Here is a 16,414-nt window from a genome sequence, read left to right on the forward strand (position 1 = left end):
TCACCCTACGACCAATTGATTGTGACTGCCAGATCTGACGGCTCCAATATAGACCAGATCTGCGCTAGTCTTATCCCGGCAGCCGGATACAGGCTGTCATGAGCATAGGGATATGAGCCATGAATTTGTCATTAGTGAGTCAAAACGTGTCTGGCGCCAGTGAAGGTCTGCTGGCCATTTTGCGGTCATCACCCGAGTATGGTGACCATTTTGCCCACATCAGCGTGACGCCACTGACCGAGTGGCAACCGGCCAAGGCTGAAGCGGCGATCCTGCTGATCGATGGCGATACCCCCTGGCAGGATGCCGGGTTTATCCGTGGCGAAGACGATGCCATCGGATTGCCGGTACTGCCGCTGTTGATCCGCAAGGGGGACAAGGATCTCACCATCTGCGGCCCCGATGTGCGCGACCCCCGTTTCTACTTTGTCTCCAACGGCATCGTGCTGGAGGAGTCAGAGCTGGCAGACCCCTCGTGTAGCCGAGTGCTGTTGCGCAAGCTGGAGTCCTACTTCCCGCTGCTTTCCCGCCTGATCATGCTGCGCCAGCGCAAGCCGGTCGCCATGATCAACTAATATTTACCATTGCCAGAGCGCACCAGCGGCGCACTGTGGCCTTGTGTGGCCTACGGTGCGCCGCTTTTTAATGGTCTGGAGCCGGTCACTTGTTGCAAGATGAGGCGGCTATGGTGTTGCACCCTGTTCCAACCGTGCAATCTGGCTATGACCAACAAGGAGTGAATCATGATCGACTTTTACACCGCCGCGACCCCCAATGGTTTCAAAGTGGCGATTGCCCTCGAAGAGCTGGGTTTGCCCTATCGGGTCATTCCTCTCGATTTGTCTGCATTGGATCAGAAGAAGCCCGAGTTTCTCGCCATCAACCCAAATGGCCGTATTCCGGCTATCGTCGATCGGGATAACGACGATTTCGCCGTATTCGAGTCGGGCGCCATCCTTATCTATCTGGCGGAGAAGGCGGGCAAATTGTTGCCGGCCGATCCCAAGCGCCGCTCTCAGGCCATTCAGTGGTTGATGTTCCAGATGGGCGGGGTTGGACCCATGATGGGGCAGGCCAATGTCTTCTACCGCTACTTCCCCGAGAAGATCTCCGCCGCCATCGAACGCTACCAGAAGGAGGGGCGCCGCCTGTTCGAGGTGCTCGATAGCCATCTGGCTCATCACGAATATCTGGCGGACGAGTACAGCATTGCCGATATCGCCACCTGGCCCTGGGTGCGGATTTATGACTGGAGCGGCATCTCCATCGAGGGGTTACCCCATCTGCAAGCCTGGATGGATCGGATGGCCGAGAAGCCTGCCTGCCAGAAGGGGATCACCATACCGCCGCGCAAAGAGCAGCCGGATGAGCTGATCAAGCAGGCACAACAGATGGTAACACGTTGATTTTTAACCTCAGACGGGGTGTATTGCCCCGTAATATTAGAAAAACTAAGGCAAGCCGATTATAAAGATTCGTTCGTTTTCTGTGAGCTGAATCACTATGATGCCCCCATACCACCAAGCGTCCTGTGCGGTGGTCTGGCGGGCTCCCCGCCTACTGTTTCCAACACTGTTTTTGATTGCATCACAGCCTCTGTGATCAGATTCCTCTGGGCCATTTTGTGCCAGAGGGCGGCAGCATTTTTTCGATTTTTTGGGACTGATATGGATCGGCACAGTTTTTATCCGTTGTTTTTACTGACCATTTTGATGGTCGCTGTGGGCCAGATGACCCAGACCCTCTATGTCCCCTCCATTCCCATGATGGCGGGAGACTTCAATGTGGCCTCGGGCCAGCTGCAGGCGGTGATGGCCTGCTACCTGATCCCCTATGGCCTCTCCCAGTTTGTCTACGGGCCGCTGTCGGATCGCATCGGTCGTCGTCCGGTGCTGATCGTCGGCATGATGGTGTTTCTGGTGGGCACCCTGATCATTCAGGTCATCCCCCATTTTGCCGCCTTGCTGGTGGGCAGCTTTATTCAAGGATTGGGTACCGGTGCCGGTGGCGCCATGAGCCGTACCGTGATGCGCGATCGCTACAACGGTGCCGAGCTCAACCGCGCCAACAGTCTGGTCAGCATGGGGGTGATCTTCTCCCCGCTGCTGGCACCGGTGCTGGGCGGCTGGCTGACCGAGCTGTTCAACTGGCGTGCCGGTTACTGGTTCCTGTTCGGTTTTGGTGCTGTAGCAACCCTGGCGATCATGGCCTGGTTTGGTGAGACGCTGCCTGCTGCTGCACGTCAGCCGCTGCGCGTCGGTGCTGCCTATCGCCATGTACTGGGCAACCCCAAGTTTCAGGGCAACCTGCTCTGCCTGATGGCGACCTTTGCCGGATTGGCGGTATTCGAGGCAGCAGCCGGTGTGCTGCTCGGCGATGTGCTGAAACTGAGCGCCCGTACCGTGAGCGTGCTGTTCGTGCTGCCGCTGCCCGGCTATCTGTTCGGGGCCTGGCTCTCTGCCAAGCTGAGCTTCCGTTTGACTCAGGGCAAACTGATGCGGCTTGGCATCGCCTTTCTGGCGCTCGGCTCCCTCATCATTCTGGTGCCGGGGCTGTTCGGGGTGGTGAGTGCTGCCTCGCTGGTCGGTGGTGCGGCCGTCTACTTCATCGGTAGCGGTATTCTCTACCCGACCGCCACCTCCTGCGCCATCGAGCCCTTCCCGGGTCAGGCCGGCACCGCGGGGGCCATTCTCGGCGGGATGCAGAATCTGGGGGCGGGCGTGGTGACCCTGCTGGCCGCCGGTTTCCCGATGACTGGACAGGTGACCCTGGGGGCCATTATGACCCTGATGGTGCTGATCGTGGCGCTGAGCTTTGTCTGGTTGCGCCACCACGGCTCGCCGCACGAGCAGATGGCGATTTGATGCCCGCGCTTGTTCTCTGAAAGCCCGCCTTCTGGCGGGCTTTTTCTTTGCCAGAACCGGATGAGGTTTACCGCTTGGCCTGCATCAAGGCGCGTTTGCCGGTTCACCTTCAGCCACCAGTTCAAGAAAGGCGCGCATGGCGGGGGTGATGCTCTGCTGGCAGAGCGGGCGAGGCCGGCGCTGACGATGGCCCAGCCCAGCCGATGGCGTACGGCGCTGACCAGATGGAACAGCGAGTCGGTCTCCAGTACCACGTTGAGCGAGGTTCCCCCCTGCTCGGCGGCGCGATCCAGATACTGACGAAATTGCATGGTGCGGCTGGGCAGCACCAATGGCTGTTGCTGTAGTTCAGCAAGCGCAATGTCGCCGCTGTGCGGGTACAGATCCGCTTCGTCACGGTTCATCAGCACCGCCATCTGGTTGGCGCCTTGCGGGTAGACATGAAAGGCGCGCCGGCCAGCTCCGCCGGCGGGTTCATCAAATCCCAGTCCGATATCGCACTGATGCAGCTCCAGCTGTGATAGCAGGGCTTCGTTGCTGAGCACCGACAGGCGAATGACGATGTCGGGATAGCGCTGCTTGCAGCGGGCGATAAACGGCATGATGTCTAGATTGGACTGGGGCACGATGCCGATGCGCAGGGTGCCGGATAGCTCGCCCTGAAACAGCGCCAGCTCCTGCTTGAGCGCCTCCTGTTCCAGCAACATTCGTTCGGCATACTGGCGTACCAGCTCGCCGGCCTCGGTCAGGGCGACAAACTGGCTGGTGCGTACCACCAGATCGGTGCCGACACTCTTTTCCAGCGCGGTAATGCTGGCCGAGAGGGTGGGTTGGGTGATGTGGCAGGCTTTGGCCGCTTTGGCAAAATGCCGGTGTTTGGCCAGCTCGTGAAAGTAGTGAAGTTGCTTGATGTTCATCTGGTTGTAGTGGAGGCAGTGGAACCGGCTATTGAAGAATTAATTAATTGAAAAAACATCTTCGATAGAATAACTCTATCAGGATATAGATTTATTTCATTGGTTTTGCGTCAGTCGCCTCTCTAAACTTGAATGCAGTTTGCATTTTTAGGCCAACCTGCATGCCTGCCCATTCTCCCGTCGCAACCCCCGCCAACTTGCCGTCACTGGATCATCTGGTAGAGGAGGTAGCCGTCGCCATCAACATCAATGGCATCAACCATGCGGTGATGATGGCGACCCCGGACGATCTCGACGACTTTGCCGTCGGCTTTCTGTTTGGCGAGGGGATTATCCGGCATAACCACGAAGTCCACGACATTGAGATCGCGCCAGCCGAGCAGGGGGGGGGTGCTGGACATCACCATCGCCAACCGCTCTCTGGCCGCCCTGACCGAGCACAAGCGCCGGTTGACCGGGGTGACCGGGGTGACCGGCTGCGGCATCTGCGGCGTAGCGGCGGTAGAGCAGGCGTTGCCCGCTCTGTCGGTGTTGCCGCTGACGCCGCCGCTGGATGCCGAGGGCCGGATCCTCCACTGCCGGGAAGATATCGGGCGCCACAATGCTCTCGACAATGCTGCTGCGTCAACACAGTGCGTGCGACACCCTGGTGGTGACCAGCCGTTGCGGTAGCGAGCTGGTGCAAAAAGCCGCCCGCTTTGGTGCCCGTCATCTCATCTGTCTGGCATCGCCCAGCCAGCTGGCGGTCAGGCTGGCCCTCAAATACAACCTCAACGTCGTTCATATTCCCAAGTTTGATCCCCCGGTCAGCTATTCGAGCTATCGCCCGGCGGATCCCATCGGAGAGTGCCATGAGTCATATTGAAAAGCCCGCCAAAGCCGGCGGTTTTTCGTCCCTGCAATCCACCATGAAACAGGTGCTGCGCAGCCAGAAGACCCGTCAGAACATCAAGAACCTGCTGCGGGTCAACCAGACCGACGGTTTCGACTGCCCGGGTTGTGCCTGGGGTGACAACGACCACGGTACCTTCCAGTTTTGTGAAAACGGCGCCAAGGCGGTGGCATGGGAGTCTACCGGCAAGACGGTAGGGGCCGAGTTTTTCGCCGCCCACTCGGTGCGCCAGCTGGCTACCCAGAGCGACTACTGGCTCGAGTATCAGGGGCGGCTGACCGAGCCGATGCGCTACAACCCGGCGACCGATCACTACGAGCCGATAAACTGGGACGACGCCTTTGCCCTGATTGCCGACACCCTCAAGGGGCTTGCCAGCCCGGATGAGGTGGAGTTCTACACTTCGGGGCGTGCCAGCAACGAGGCCTCTTATCTTTATCAGCTGTTTGGCCGCCTGTTTGGTACCAACAACTTCCCCGACTGCTCCAACATGTGCCACGAGGCGAGCGGGGTGGCGCTGATCCAGTCGGTCGGCATCGGCAAGGGGACTGTGGTGCTGGATGACTTTGACCAGGCCGATGCGGTGTTCGTCTATGGACAGAATCCGGGTACCAACCACCCGCGCATGATGAATGCCCTGCGCCAGGCGGCGCGCGGCGGCTGCAAGATCGTCAGCTTCAACAACTTGAAAGAGGTGGCGCTGGAGCGCTTCGCCAGCCCGCAGAGCCCGCTGGAGCTGCTGACTCCGGCTGCCACCACCATCAGCCACCAATACCTGACGCCGAAACTGGGTGGCGACATGGCCGCCATCCGCGGCATGGCCAAGTACATCCTGGAAGAGGCGCCGGAGGCGGTGGATCGCGACTTTATCGCCCGCCACACCCGCCACTTTGCCGAGTACGAGGCGCAGGTGCGTGCCACCGACTGGGCCATGATCGAGCAGCAATCCGGCCTGACCCGCGCCGACATCGTGCAGGCTGCCCGGGTCTTTGCCGCCAGCCAGCGCATTATCAGTTGCTGGGCCATGGGGGTGACCCAGCACCTGCACTCGGTTGATACCATTCGCGAAATCGTCAACCTGCACCTGATGCGTGGCCAGATTGGCAAGCCGGGTGCGGGGCTCTGTCCGGTTCGGGGTCACAGCAACGTGCAGGGCAACCGTACCATGGGTATCAACGAAAAGCCCACCGCCGCCTTTATCGAGCGGCTCGAGCGTCACCTGCAGGTGAGCCTGCCGCGGGCCCGCGGTCACAATGTTTACGAAGCGCTCAAGGCGCTGGACCAGGGCAAGAGCAAGGTGCTTATCTGCCTGGGCGGCAACCTGGCGGCAGCGGCGCCCGATACCGACTTCACCTACGGGGCGATAAAAAAGGCCGAGCTCAACGTGCAGATCAGCACCAAGCTCAACCGCAGCCATCTGCAGGTGGGTAAGGCTGCGCTGATCCTGCCCTGCCTCGGCCGTACCGAGCTCGATATCCAGCGCAGCGGCAACCAGAAGATCACGGTGGAGGACACCTTCAGCATGGTGCACGCCTCGACCGGCGCAGCCGAGCCTGTGTCGCAGCTCTGCCTCTCTGAGACCGACATAGTTGCGCGGATGGCTCATGCCACTGTGGGCAGTGAGCGGGTCGACTGGCTGGCCCTGCGCGATGACTATGCCCGTATCCGTGATCTCATCGAGCAGACCATCGCCGGCTTTGCCGATTTCAATGCCCGCATCCAGCAGCCGTGCGGTTTTCATCTCGATAACTCCGCGGCGCTGCTGACCTGGAATACCGCCAGTGGCTGCGCTGAGTTTCGTGCCAGCACCCTGCCGCAATCAGTGTTGCCGGAATGTACCCGCCATGCCGAGCAGATGGTGGATCAGCCGGTACTGCTGCTGCAGAGCCTGCGCTCTCACGATCAGTACAACACCACCATCTACGGCATGGATGACCGCTATCGCGGCATCAAGGGCCAGCGCAACGTGGTATTCATGAACGAGGAGGATGCTCGCCAGCTTGGCTTTGCCGAAGGGGAGCGGGTCGACATGGCGGCCATCTGCAACGACGGGCGCGAGCGCATTGTTACCGGATTCAACGTGGTGATCTACGAGATCCCGCGTGGCAACATCGCGGCCTACTATCCGGAGACCAACCCGCTGGTGCCCATCGACAGTATCGGGGCCGGGTCGTTTACCCCCACCTCCAAGTCCATCCCGGTGCTGGTGACGGCCTCCCGCCAGCAGGAGAACTTGTTGCTGCTCAAATAGAAGCGCTAACGCGACTGGCTGCGCTAACACAGCATGCACTGTGAATGCTGTGATGCCCCGGGTGAGCTTTTCATCCGGGGCATTTTTTCAGCTCTGAAAGGGGTAGGGGGCGTTGATCATCAGGCAAAGAAAAAGCCCGTCACGCTGGTGACGGGCTTTTGCTGTTGGTACCCCGAGATGCCGTTGCCGGTTTGGGCCCTTGAACCGTCGGTTCAAGGCGGGGATCGGATCTGACCGCAGGCTTCTCGGTCGTGCCGAGCATGCGCAATAGCCAGAAGGCAGATCCCCTGTTTGGTATGAATATCGGCTCGGGGACTTGAACCGGCTGACAAACATCCCAGGGAATTTTAAAACGGTTTGCGATTAGGGCTGCTGCCCCTCTTCGCTGGAATCACCATATTGTCCGTGCTCGATCAGGGCCGCTTCGATGGTGCGCTGCAGCATCTTGATCCGCTTGTCCATGGTCTCAGAGTATTGGTGGTTCTTCTCTTTTTCAAGGCAGAGCTCATGACAGAAATTGAGCGCCGCCATGATAGCCAATTGCTCGTTGCTGGAGACTTTGGAACGTTGACGCAGGTCGATCAACTTGTCGGTCAGCTGCTCGGCGGCCTGGCGCAGGGCATCCTGCTGTCCCAAGGGACAGGATACCTTGTAGGGACGTCCCAAAATGACGATTTCTACGGCCTCTGTGCTCATGCCTTCCTCAATACGGCGGAGCTGATTTCCGCCTTTATCCACGTGGACAACTGGGCGGGACTATATAGCGCAGATGCATAAGTTTCAAGGCCTTGCTGGCTCTGCAAGAGGGAGAATGCTAGGATCCTGACCATTAATTCTGCAAATTTGCCTGAACTTTGAGCGGATCCTCTATGAGCAAAACAAACCCCCTTAAATATGCGGCTGTGGCCGACATCATGGAGCAGCACGAGCTGATGGCCAGTGCAGTCGAGGCCCATGGTGTGATCTGCGGTCTGGTGTGCGGTGGTGTGGCACTGGATGAGAAGAGCTGGGTCCCCCATTTCAACGATCTGGTGAACGACGGTTTCGGCCTGCCGGCCCCGGTGCGCCAGGTGATGACCGATCTTTATCACAATGTAGTCGAGAGCCTGATGGCCCAGAAGGGGGTCGAGCTGCTGCTGCCAAGCGATGATGCTCCCCTCGACGAGCGCATCGATTCGCTGGTGGACTGGTCACAGGCATTTCTGGCCGGTTTCGGCGTGGTGCAGCAGGAGCTCTCCCGCGCATCGGAAGAGCTGCAGGAGATGATCCAGGATATCGCCAGCATCACTCAGGTCTCCGCCGAGTTCGATCAGGAAGATGACGAGAACGAAGCTTCCTTCCTGGTGCTCTACGAACACGTCAAACTGGGTGTCATGATGGCCTTCGAAGAGTTTGGCAAGCGCCCCGATACCCCGAGCGCGCCGCCGACCCTTCATTGAGGTGCGGGTCAACGCGACCCTTACTGAATCTGCAAGAGCGCCTGATGGCGCTCTTTTTTATTTCCTTGTGGTGGCTAACCCTGTGAGGCGCAACCGGTTTTTTGCCGGTGACCTCGCATTCGGCCAGCGGCTTTGTGATAGCATGAGGCCACCTTTTTCACTTCTTCCTCTCTGCTTATGTCTCAATCTGATGTGCGACAGGTCGATGTCACCTTGGTCGGCGGTGGAATGAGCGGTGCCGTGCTGGCCCTCTCGCTGGCGGCCCTGCTCCGATCCGATGGCTCCCCCCTCGAGATCCTGCTGCTGGAGGCAAGCGTCCCCGAACAGCACACCCATTCAGGGTTCGACGCCCGCGCCATTGCGCTCTCGGCCGGTACCTGTGATGCGCTGTTGCGACGCGGACTCTGGCCGCTGTTTGCCCCCCATTGCGCCCCCATTACCCAGATTCATGTCTCGGATCGGGGCCACTTCGGTCAGGCTCGCCTGTCGGCTGCCGAATACGGCCTGCCCGCGCTGGGCCAGGTGATCGAGCTAGCATCCGCCGGCAAGGCGCTGCAACGGGCGATGGCGGCCTCGCCCAATCTCCGGGTTTGTTGTCCGGCACGGGTGAGCGAGATTGCGCCCGATGAGGATAAGGTGACCCTCACCCTCGAGAGCGGTGAACAGATTGAGACCCGCCTGCTGGTGGCGGCAGACGGCGGCAACTCCTTTGTGCGTCAGCACTTCAAGTTGCCGGTGACCCGCCACGACTTTGAGCAGCACGCCATCATCGCCACGGTCAAAACGGCGCAAGACCCTGAGGGACGCGCCTTCGAGCGTTTTACCGAAGGGGGGCCGCTGGCCCTGCTGCCGATGCAGGAGGGGCTCTCCTCGCTGGTGTGGAGCGTCGGGCAGCATGAGGTGGATGAGCTGACGGCCCTCGATGAGGCGGCGTTTCTTGCCCGTCTGCAGCAGGCCTTTGGCTGGCGGCTTGGTCGCTTCGAGCAATGCGGTGTGCGTAACGTCTATCCGCTCATTCTGACCGCCTGCGACTACCCGCTGGCCCAGCGCACCGTGCTGGTCGGTAATGCCGCCCACGCCCTGCACCCGATTGCCGGGCAGGGCTTCAACCTCGGGATGCGGGATCTGGACCTGCTTACCGGCGCCGTAGCCAAGGCGTTGGCAGAGGGGGAGGATATCGGCAGCTTCAAGGTACTGAGTGGCTACTGGCAGCAGCGTCAGCGCGATCAGGAGCAGACCGTCTGGCTCACCTCTTCGCTGGCCCAGCTCTTCTCCAATGGTCACGATCCGCTGGTGGCGGGGCGCAATCTGGCGCTCACCCTGATGGGGCGATTCCCGTGCCTCAAGGCGCCGCTCGCCTCGCGCACCCTGGGCTTTGTCGCCGATGTGTGCGGCAACTAGCCAGCACTTGTTGAGTGGAGCCTGTTGACCGGAAGATGGTGACCGCCATTCGTTGATCAAAACCTATTGAATAAAGAGGTGATGCCTGCGGGCGTCCCCTCGCTGGCCAGCCGGTCAGCCCTGAAAGGATGAGATGATGCAGATGCAAAATGTGGATGTGGTGATTGTCGGTGGCGGCATGGTGGGGCTGGGGCTCGCTGCGGCCCTGAAACATAGCGCCCTCAAGGTGCTGGTGGTGGAGGGACAACTGCCCGACCCGCAGCTGGGGGAGGTGGCCGATAATCGGGTCAGCGCCCTGAGTCTGGCCAGCCAGCAGATCCTGCGCCATGTCGGCGCCTGGGACGGCATTGAAGCGCGCCGCCTGCAGGCCTATGACAAGATGGCGGTGTGGGAGCAGGACAGTTTCGGCCATATCGACTTCGATGCCGCCAGCCTGCGTCAGGCCAACCTCGGCCACATCGTCGAGAATCGGGTGATCCAGCTGGCGCTGCATGAGGCGATTGAAGGTGCCAGCAATATCCAGCTGCTGACCCCCGCCAGAGCCAAGAGCCTGCAGAGCGGCCCGGCGGGCGCCTTGTTGCTCCTTGAAGATGGTCAGGCCATCTCGGCCAAACTGGTGGTGGCTGCCGATGGCGCCCACTCCTGGGTGCGCCGTCAGGCCGATATCCCGCTCACCAGCTGGGATTATGGCCACCACGCCCTAGTGGCGACGGTGCGCTGCGCCGAACCCCATGAAGCGGTTGCTCGCCAGATCTTCACCCCGGATGGCCCGCTCGCCTTTTTGCCGCTGTGGCAAGAGAACCTCTGCTCCATCGTCTGGTCGCTGCCTGCGGCCCGCGCCGAGGCGCTCTGCGCCTGCGATGACGAGCAGTTCAATCGCCAGCTTACCGCTGCCTTCGATGCACGGCTCGGTCTGTGCAAGGTGGAGGGGCCGCGCAGCGCGATTCCTCTTACCGCCCGCTATGCTCGCGACTTTGCCCGCGAGCGGCTGGTGCTGGTGGGGGATGCCGCCCATACCATCCATCCGCTGGCGGGCCAGGGGGTCAACCTCGGCCTGCTGGATGCTGCCGCGCTGGCGGAGCAGATCTTGCAAAATCATGCCGCGGGCGAGGATATCGGCCTGCTCGCTAACCTGCGCAGCTACGAGCGCTGGCGCAAGAGCGAAGCGGCTCGCATGCTGGCGGCGATGGAGGGGCTCAAGCGGCTGTTCAGCGGGGCCAACCCGCTCAAGAAGCTGGTGCGGGGCGTGGGATTGCGGGCAGCCAATCTGCTGACGCCCTTCAAGGAGGGGGTGATCCGCGCCGCCATGGGGCTGGAGGGCGAGTTGCCCGCATTGGCCCGTCCTGACTGGGTCGTTGCGGCGACCAAGGGCAGTGCCATGCAGGCCAAGGGTGAAAAAAACTAATATTACTCGCGTTTTTTGACAACAAAAGTAATCCGACAAGGCTGATGACCCGTTTTGGGTGTCAGCCTTTAATTTTGCTCTGGAGCGAAACGTTTTTCTGCAAATTGTGACGAAACGGTAAAAATCAAAATTTAATCTCGCCTGAGTCGGCTTATAGCTGTTTTTATCACTGCATTTATCTTAGTGTCTGGAGTCAGTTTTACGGGAGGGGATTAGTTTTTTTTGAGCGGCACGCTCGCCTGCTTGTCATATAATCCGCTCCGTTCAAGGAATCCCTCTTGCCTGGCAAGGGCAGGAGCGAGCACACACTTTTGGATCCGGTCGCTTTTTGCTGCGCGTAGTGCAGTCAGAGCGGTGGCGCGGGTCGCAAGGGTGGTCGCCAAAGCGAAAAGGCTTTTTGCTAAGGAAAGAATGCGATGATCCAGACTACTGTACTGCATCCCAAACACCTGGAAGCCGGCGCCAAGATGGTGGACTTCCACGGTTGGGAAATGCCCATCAACTACGGCTCCCAGCTGGAAGAGCACCACGCGGTGCGCAGCGATGCCGGTATGTTCGATGTCTCCCACATGACCATCGTCGATTTGACCGGCGAACGGGTTAAAGCCTTTCTGCAACACCTGCTGGCCAACGACGTGGCCAAACTCACAGCCCCCGGCAAGGCCCTTTACAGCGGCATGCTCAATCCGGAAGGCGGCGTGATCGATGACCTCATCACCTATTACCTGACCGATACCTTCTACCGGCTGGTGGTCAACTCCGCTACCCGCGAGAAGGATCTGGCCTGGATCCGCCATCACGCCATCGATTTCGATATCACAGTAACCGAGCGTCCCGAGCTTGCGATGATTGCGGTGCAGGGCCCCAACGCCAAGGTCAAGGCTGCTGCTGTGCTGAGCGCCGCTCAGCGTACCGCCGTGGTGGGGATGAAACCCTTCTTCGGCGTGCAGGCTGGCGATCTCTTTATCGCCACCACCGGCTACACCGGCGAGGATGGTTATGAAATCGTGGTGCCGCAAGAGAAAGCCTGCGAGCTGTGGCAAGCGCTGCTGGATAACGGTGTGGCCCCGTGCGGCCTCGGTGCCCGCGATACCCTGCGCCTGGAGGCGGGGATGAACCTCTACGGTCAGGATATGGACGAGTCAATCTCTCCACTCGCCGCCAACATGGCCTGGACCATCGCCTGGGAGCCGAGCGATCGCAATTTCATCGGCCGTGACGTGCTGGAAGCGCAGAAAGCGGCGGGCAACCAGCCCAAGCTGGTGGGGCTGGTGATGGAAGAGAAAGGGGTGCTGCGTGCCGGTATGCCCGTTACCTTCACCGCGGCAAACGGTGAGAAGCGGGAAGGTGTGATCACCTCCGGCTCTTTCTCCCCCACCCTGGGCTACAGTATTGCCCTGGCGCGGGTGCCCCGCGATATCGGTGAGCTGGCCGAGGTGGAGATCCGCAAGAAGCTGGTCACCGTGAAGGTCACCAAGCCCGCTTTCGTCCGTAACGGCCAGAAGCTGGTTTAACATCGTCTTGGGGGAGGGCTGTGCCTCCCCCCATCCCTTTTCATATTCGTTTTTAAACGCGACTCAAAGATCAAAGGAAGCACAAATGAGCCATATCCCGAGCGAACTGAAATATGCCACTTCCCACGAGTGGATCCGTGTTGAAGCCAACGGCGAGGCCGTGGTCGGTATCACCGAGCACGCCCAGGAGCTGCTGGGTGACATGGTGTTTGTCGAGCTGCCGGAAGTGGGCAAGCAGGTCAGTGCCGGTGACGACTGCGCCGTGGCCGAGTCGGTCAAGGCGGCCTCCGACATCTACAGCCCGGTGAGCGGCGAGATCATTGCCGTCAACGAAGAGCTGGAAGGGAGCCCCGAGCTGGTCAACTCCGATCCCTACAGCGCTGGCTGGCTGTTCCGCATCAAGCTCGATGACGAGAGCGAGCTGGCCAACCTGCTGGATGCCGAAGGCTACCAGAACGTGGTGGACGAAGAGTAATGCCCCGGGCCCTGCCAACACAGCAGGGCCCCTTTGTATGACAGCCAGCCGGGCAAGCACCGGCCGGTGGAAGGGTGAAGTCGCCCGCGCCTGCCGTTTGCCAGCCTAGGTGCCTAGGGGGCAAACGGGCCGGTCCGCAACAAGGCGATCCCCTCTTGATGCTGCCGTAGCATCTGGTGCCGCACCCTGTCTGCGGGACCCAGAACATGAGTGGAGTCGGTATCAGCCGACGATCAGGAACATCAGGTCTTGGTTATCAGGATGTCATGCCAGGACTTATTTATCAGGAAATAGGGAAATGACCCAGTCACTGTTTGAACTCGAGCAAAAAACCGATTTTGTCCGCCGCCATATCGGCCCGGGCGAGGAAGAGCTGCGCCAACTGCTGGCGACCGTTGGGGCCGAAAGCCTGGACGATTTGATTGAACAGACCGTGCCCGCCGCCATTCGCCTGCCGGGCCCGCTCGGCATCGGTGCTGGCATGACCGAAGTAGAGGCGCTGGCCAAGCTCAGGGGCTATGCCGCCCAGAACAAGATTGCCAAGAGCTATATCGGCATGGGCTATCACGATACCCATGTGCCCCACGTCATTTTGCGCAACGTGCTGGAAAACCCGGGCTGGTATACCGCCTACACCCCGTACCAGCCCGAGCTGGCGCAGGGCCGTCTCGAAGCCCTGCTCAACTTCCAGCAGCTGACGCTGGATCTCACCGGCATGGATCTGGCCAGTGCCTCCCTGTTGGATGAAGCGACCGCCGCCGCCGAGGCGATGGCGCTGGCCAAGCGGATGGCCAAGTCAAAATCCAACCTCTTCTTCGTGGCCGATGATGTGCACCCGCAGGTGATCGACGTGGTCAAGGAGCGCGCGGTTCACTTCGGTTTCGACGTGGCGGTTGGCGCCGCGAGCGATGCGGTGAGCGAAGAGGTGTTTGGTGCCCTGTTCCAGTACCCCACCACCACAGGTGAGGTGAAAGATCTGCGCGCCCTGATTGCCGCCGTACAGGCCCAGAAAGGGCTGGCCTGCGTCAGCGCCGATCTGCTCTCCCTGCTGCTGCTCAAATCCCCGGGTGAGCTGGGCGCCGACGTGGTGTTGGGGTCCGCCCAGCGCTTTGGCGTGCCCATGGGTTACGGTGGCCCCCACGCCGCCTTCTTTGCCACCCGCGATGCCTACAAACGTTCCATGCCGGGTCGTATCATCGGTGTCTCCAAGGATGCCCGTGGCAAGGCTGCGCTGCGTATGGCGATGCAGACCCGCGAGCAGCATATCCGCCGCGAGAAGGCCAACTCCAATATCTGTACCGCACAGGTGCTGCTGGCCAATATGGCGAGCTTCTACGCCGTTTACCACGGTCCGGTAGGGCTGAAAACCATCGCCTCCCGCGTGCACCGTCTCACTACCATTCTGGCGCTTGGCCTCAAGGCCAAGGGTGTGGCCCTCAAGCATGCCAGCTGGTTCGATACCCTGACCGTGCTGACGGCAGATAAAGCAGCACTCATTGCCAAGGCTGAAGCTAATGGCATCAACCTGCGTGCAGACCTCGACGGTGCGGTAGGGGTCTCCCTCTCTGAAACCACCACTCGCGGCGATGTGGCCGAGTTGTTCGATCTGTTCCTCGGTCAAGGCCATGGCTTGGATATCGAGGCACTCGACAAGGCGGCCCAGACCCATCACGCCATCCCGCAGGATCTGCTGCGCACCGACGCCGTGCTGACCCACGAGGTGTTCAACAAGTACCACTCCGAAACCGAGATGCTGCGTTATATCCATCGTCTCGAAGCGAAAGATCTGGCCCTCAACTACGCCATGATCTCCTTGGGCTCCTGCACCATGAAGCTCAACGCCACTGCCGAGATGATCCCGGTGACCTGGCCCGAGTTTGGCAAGTTGCACCCGTTTGCGCCGCTGGCGCAGGCCAAGGGCTACCAGCTGCTGCTGGCCGACCTCGAAGATTGGCTGGTGAAAGTGACCGGTTACGATGCGGTCTGCATGCAGCCCAACTCTGGGGCGCAGGGTGAGTACGCTGGTCTCTTGGCCATCAAGAAGTACCACGAGTCTCGTGGTGAGGGGCATCGCGATATCTGCCTCATTCCGGCTTCTGCCCACGGCACCAACCCGGCATCTGCCCAGATGGCGGGGCTCAAGGTGATCGTCACCGCCTGTGACAAATCCGGCAACGTGGATCTCGACGATCTGCGCGCCAAGGCGGCCGAGGCGGGGGAGCAGCTCTCCTGTCTGATGGTGACCTACCCCTCGACCCACGGGGTGTATGAGGAGACCATCAAGGAGGTGTGCGACATCGTTCACCAGCACGGTGGTCAGGTTTACCTCGACGGTGCGAATATGAACGCGCAAGTTGGGTTGACGGCGCCGGGCTTTATCGGGGCGGACGTTTCCCACCTCAACCTGCACAAGACCTTCGCCATCCCTCACGGCGGTGGCGGCCCGGGCATGGGCCCCATCGGCGTGAAGAAACACCTGGCGCCGTTCGTGGCCGGCCATGCCGTGGTCAAGACCGACAAGGAGAGCCGCAACAACGGCGCCGTGTCGGCCGCACCGTTCGGCTCGGCCAGCATCCTGCCCATCAGCTGGATGTATATCGCCATGCTGGGTGATGAGGGGCTGAAGAAATCCACTCAGGTGGCCATCCTCAACGCCAACTATCTGGCCAAGAAGCTGGGTGACTCCTTCCCGGTGCTCTACTCCGGTCGTAACGGTCGTGTCGCCCACGAGTGCATTCTGGATATCCGCCCGCTCAAGGAGGCCTCCGGCATCAGCGAGATGGACGTGGCCAAGCGGCTGATGGACTACGGTTTCCACGCACCGACCATGAGCTTCCCGGTCGCGGGTACCCTGATGGTCGAGCCGACCGAGTCGGAATCCAAGCGCGAGCTGGACCGCTTCGTCGAGGCGATGACTTCCATCCGCGCCGAGATTGCCAAGGTGCAGGAGGGGCAGTGGAGCCTCACCGACAATCCGCTGGTCCATGCACCGCACACTCAGGATGACGTGATGGATGCAGAGTGGAATCGTGGCTACAGCCGCGCCGAGGCGGTCTTCCCGTCCAACGCCATGCGTGCCGCCAAACTGTGGCCGTCAGTCAACCGCATCGACGACGTCTACGGCGATCGCAACCTGTTCTGCTCCTGCATCCCGACCGAGGAATACGCCAAGTAAAGGCGTGTTCAGAATCGCGTACTAAACAATGCTAAACAACAGGGCCACCCAAACGGGTGGCCCTTTTTATATGTCATCTGA

At 60.6% G+C, this 16,414-nt stretch carries 12 protein-coding genes, 1 other RNA gene and 2 pseudogenes; 11 read left to right on the forward strand and 4 right to left on the reverse strand.

Going from position 1 to position 16,414, the window contains the following annotated elements; genetic code table 11:
- Nucleotides 1–119 precede the first annotated feature (119 nt).
- From G5171_RS00280 to emrD, 3 genes are all read left to right on the forward strand, one after another.
- Entirely contained in the window at nt 120–575 is a 456-nt protein-coding gene (locus G5171_RS00280; RefSeq protein ID WP_421250303.1) for a hypothetical protein, read from the forward strand.
- A 168-nt stretch (nt 576–743) separates the two neighbouring features.
- On the forward strand, nt 744–1,406 hold the full coding sequence (locus tag G5171_RS00285) for a glutathione S-transferase family protein (RefSeq protein WP_421250302.1): 663 nt from the start codon (nt 744–746) through the stop codon (nt 1,404–1,406).
- A 261-nt stretch (nt 1,407–1,667) separates the two neighbouring features.
- Complete coding sequence (gene emrD, locus G5171_RS00290; RefSeq protein WP_005333920.1) at nt 1,668–2,864, forward strand: multidrug efflux MFS transporter EmrD; 1,197 nt, start codon at nt 1,668–1,670, stop codon at nt 2,862–2,864.
- 128 nt (nt 2,865–2,992) lie between these two features.
- Here emrD and G5171_RS00295 read toward each other — a convergent pair.
- A pseudogene (locus G5171_RS00295) lies at nt 2,993–3,781 on the reverse strand (LysR family transcriptional regulator); the annotation flags it as partial.
- A gap of 161 nt (nt 3,782–3,942) precedes the next feature.
- Here G5171_RS00295 and G5171_RS00300 point away from each other — a divergent pair.
- Both G5171_RS00300 and G5171_RS00305 read left to right on the forward strand, forming a co-directional pair.
- Nucleotides 3,943–4,646, forward strand: a pseudogene (locus tag G5171_RS00300) (formate dehydrogenase accessory sulfurtransferase FdhD).
- Nucleotides 4,633–6,924 carry an FdhF/YdeP family oxidoreductase gene (locus tag G5171_RS00305; RefSeq protein WP_421259648.1) on the forward strand — a complete coding sequence of 764 codons (2,292 nt, stop codon included), beginning with the start codon at nt 4,633–4,635 and terminating at the stop codon, nt 6,922–6,924. The pseudogene G5171_RS00300 and the gene G5171_RS00305 overlap by 14 nt, the downstream one beginning before the upstream one ends.
- A 165-nt stretch (nt 6,925–7,089) precedes the next feature.
- Here the strand turns inward: G5171_RS00305 and ssrS are convergent.
- Together ssrS and zapA are read right to left on the reverse strand one after the other, a co-directional pair.
- Nucleotides 7,090–7,271, reverse strand: a non-coding RNA gene (gene ssrS / locus G5171_RS00310) — 6S RNA.
- Nucleotides 7,272–7,287: 16 nt separating this feature from the next.
- The gene (gene zapA / locus G5171_RS00315; protein WP_005333910.1) at nt 7,288–7,620 is read right to left on the reverse strand and encodes a cell division protein ZapA; all 333 of its coding nucleotides are present in this window, start codon (nt 7,618–7,620) and stop codon (nt 7,288–7,290) included.
- A 173-nt stretch (nt 7,621–7,793) separates the two neighbouring features.
- Here zapA and G5171_RS00320 point away from each other — a divergent pair, with 173 nt between their 5' ends.
- From G5171_RS00320 to G5171_RS00330, 3 genes are all read left to right on the forward strand, one after another.
- Nucleotides 7,794–8,363, forward strand: a complete 570-nt coding sequence (locus G5171_RS00320; RefSeq protein ID WP_033138039.1) for a UPF0149 family protein — start codon at nt 7,794–7,796, stop codon at nt 8,361–8,363.
- Between the two features lie 177 nt (nt 8,364–8,540).
- Nucleotides 8,541–9,764: a 2-octaprenyl-6-methoxyphenyl hydroxylase gene (gene ubiH, locus G5171_RS00325; protein ID WP_204383460.1), complete on the forward strand. Its 1,224-nt coding sequence runs from the start codon at nt 8,541–8,543 to the stop codon at nt 9,762–9,764.
- 136 nt (nt 9,765–9,900) lie between these two features.
- A complete protein-coding gene (locus tag G5171_RS00330; protein WP_204385383.1) occupies nt 9,901–11,169 on the forward strand; it encodes an FAD-dependent 2-octaprenylphenol hydroxylase in 1,269 nt (422 codons plus the stop codon).
- Between the two features lie 212 nt (nt 11,170–11,381).
- Here the strand turns inward: G5171_RS00330 and G5171_RS00335 are convergent, their stop codons facing one another.
- A complete protein-coding gene (locus G5171_RS00335) occupies nt 11,382–11,609 on the reverse strand; it encodes a hypothetical protein (RefSeq protein ID WP_033138042.1) in 228 nt (75 codons plus the stop codon).
- On the opposite strand from G5171_RS00335, the gene gcvT reads away from it, so the two are divergent.
- The 3 genes from gcvT (at nt 11,586) to gcvP (ending at nt 16,333) form a co-directional block, all read left to right on the forward strand.
- Complete coding sequence (gcvT, locus tag G5171_RS00340) at nt 11,586–12,683, forward strand: glycine cleavage system aminomethyltransferase GcvT (RefSeq protein WP_058056652.1); 1,098 nt, start codon at nt 11,586–11,588, stop codon at nt 12,681–12,683. The genes G5171_RS00335 and gcvT overlap by 24 nt on opposite strands.
- Before the next feature lie 85 nt (nt 12,684–12,768).
- Nucleotides 12,769–13,158, forward strand: a complete 390-nt coding sequence (gcvH, locus tag G5171_RS00345; RefSeq protein WP_005333898.1) for a glycine cleavage system protein GcvH — start codon at nt 12,769–12,771, stop codon at nt 13,156–13,158.
- A 298-nt stretch (nt 13,159–13,456) separates the two neighbouring features.
- Nucleotides 13,457–16,333, forward strand: coding sequence for an aminomethyl-transferring glycine dehydrogenase (gene gcvP / locus G5171_RS00350; RefSeq protein ID WP_421259649.1), 2,877 nt, complete (start codon nt 13,457–13,459; stop codon nt 16,331–16,333).
- Nucleotides 16,334–16,414 lie beyond the last annotated feature (81 nt).

It is taken from the genome of Aeromonas sp. 600774 (assembly GCF_049175075.1).
Classification (GTDB): domain Bacteria; phylum Pseudomonadota; class Gammaproteobacteria; order Enterobacterales; family Aeromonadaceae; genus Aeromonas; species Aeromonas veronii_A.

What these genes read in the sequence shown, in the direction of transcription:
- gcvT (WP_058056652.1), top strand. Translation starts at nt 11,586, where the DNA reads ATGATCCAGACTACTGTACTGCATCCCAAACACCTGGAAGCCGGCGCC.
- emrD (WP_005333920.1), top strand. Translation starts at nt 1,668, where the DNA reads ATGGATCGGCACAGTTTTTATCCGTTGTTTTTACTGACCATTTTGATG.
- G5171_RS00320 (WP_033138039.1), top strand. Translation starts at nt 7,794, where the DNA reads ATGAGCAAAACAAACCCCCTTAAATATGCGGCTGTGGCCGACATCATG.
- G5171_RS00280 (WP_421250303.1), top strand. Translation starts at nt 120, where the DNA reads ATGAATTTGTCATTAGTGAGTCAAAACGTGTCTGGCGCCAGTGAAGGT.
- G5171_RS00335 (WP_033138042.1), bottom strand. Translation starts at nt 11,609, where the DNA reads ATGCAGTACAGTAGTCTGGATCATCGCATTCTTTCCTTAGCAAAAAGC.
- zapA (WP_005333910.1), bottom strand. Translation starts at nt 7,620, where the DNA reads ATGAGCACAGAGGCCGTAGAAATCGTCATTTTGGGACGTCCCTACAAG.
- G5171_RS00285 (WP_421250302.1), top strand. Translation starts at nt 744, where the DNA reads ATGATCGACTTTTACACCGCCGCGACCCCCAATGGTTTCAAAGTGGCG.
- gcvP (WP_421259649.1), top strand. Translation starts at nt 13,457, where the DNA reads ATGACCCAGTCACTGTTTGAACTCGAGCAAAAAACCGATTTTGTCCGC.
- G5171_RS00305 (WP_421259648.1), top strand. Translation starts at nt 4,633, where the DNA reads ATGAGTCATATTGAAAAGCCCGCCAAAGCCGGCGGTTTTTCGTCCCTG.
- gcvH (WP_005333898.1), top strand. Translation starts at nt 12,769, where the DNA reads ATGAGCCATATCCCGAGCGAACTGAAATATGCCACTTCCCACGAGTGG.
- ubiH (WP_204383460.1), top strand. Translation starts at nt 8,541, where the DNA reads ATGTCTCAATCTGATGTGCGACAGGTCGATGTCACCTTGGTCGGCGGT.
- G5171_RS00330 (WP_204385383.1), top strand. Translation starts at nt 9,901, where the DNA reads ATGCAGATGCAAAATGTGGATGTGGTGATTGTCGGTGGCGGCATGGTG.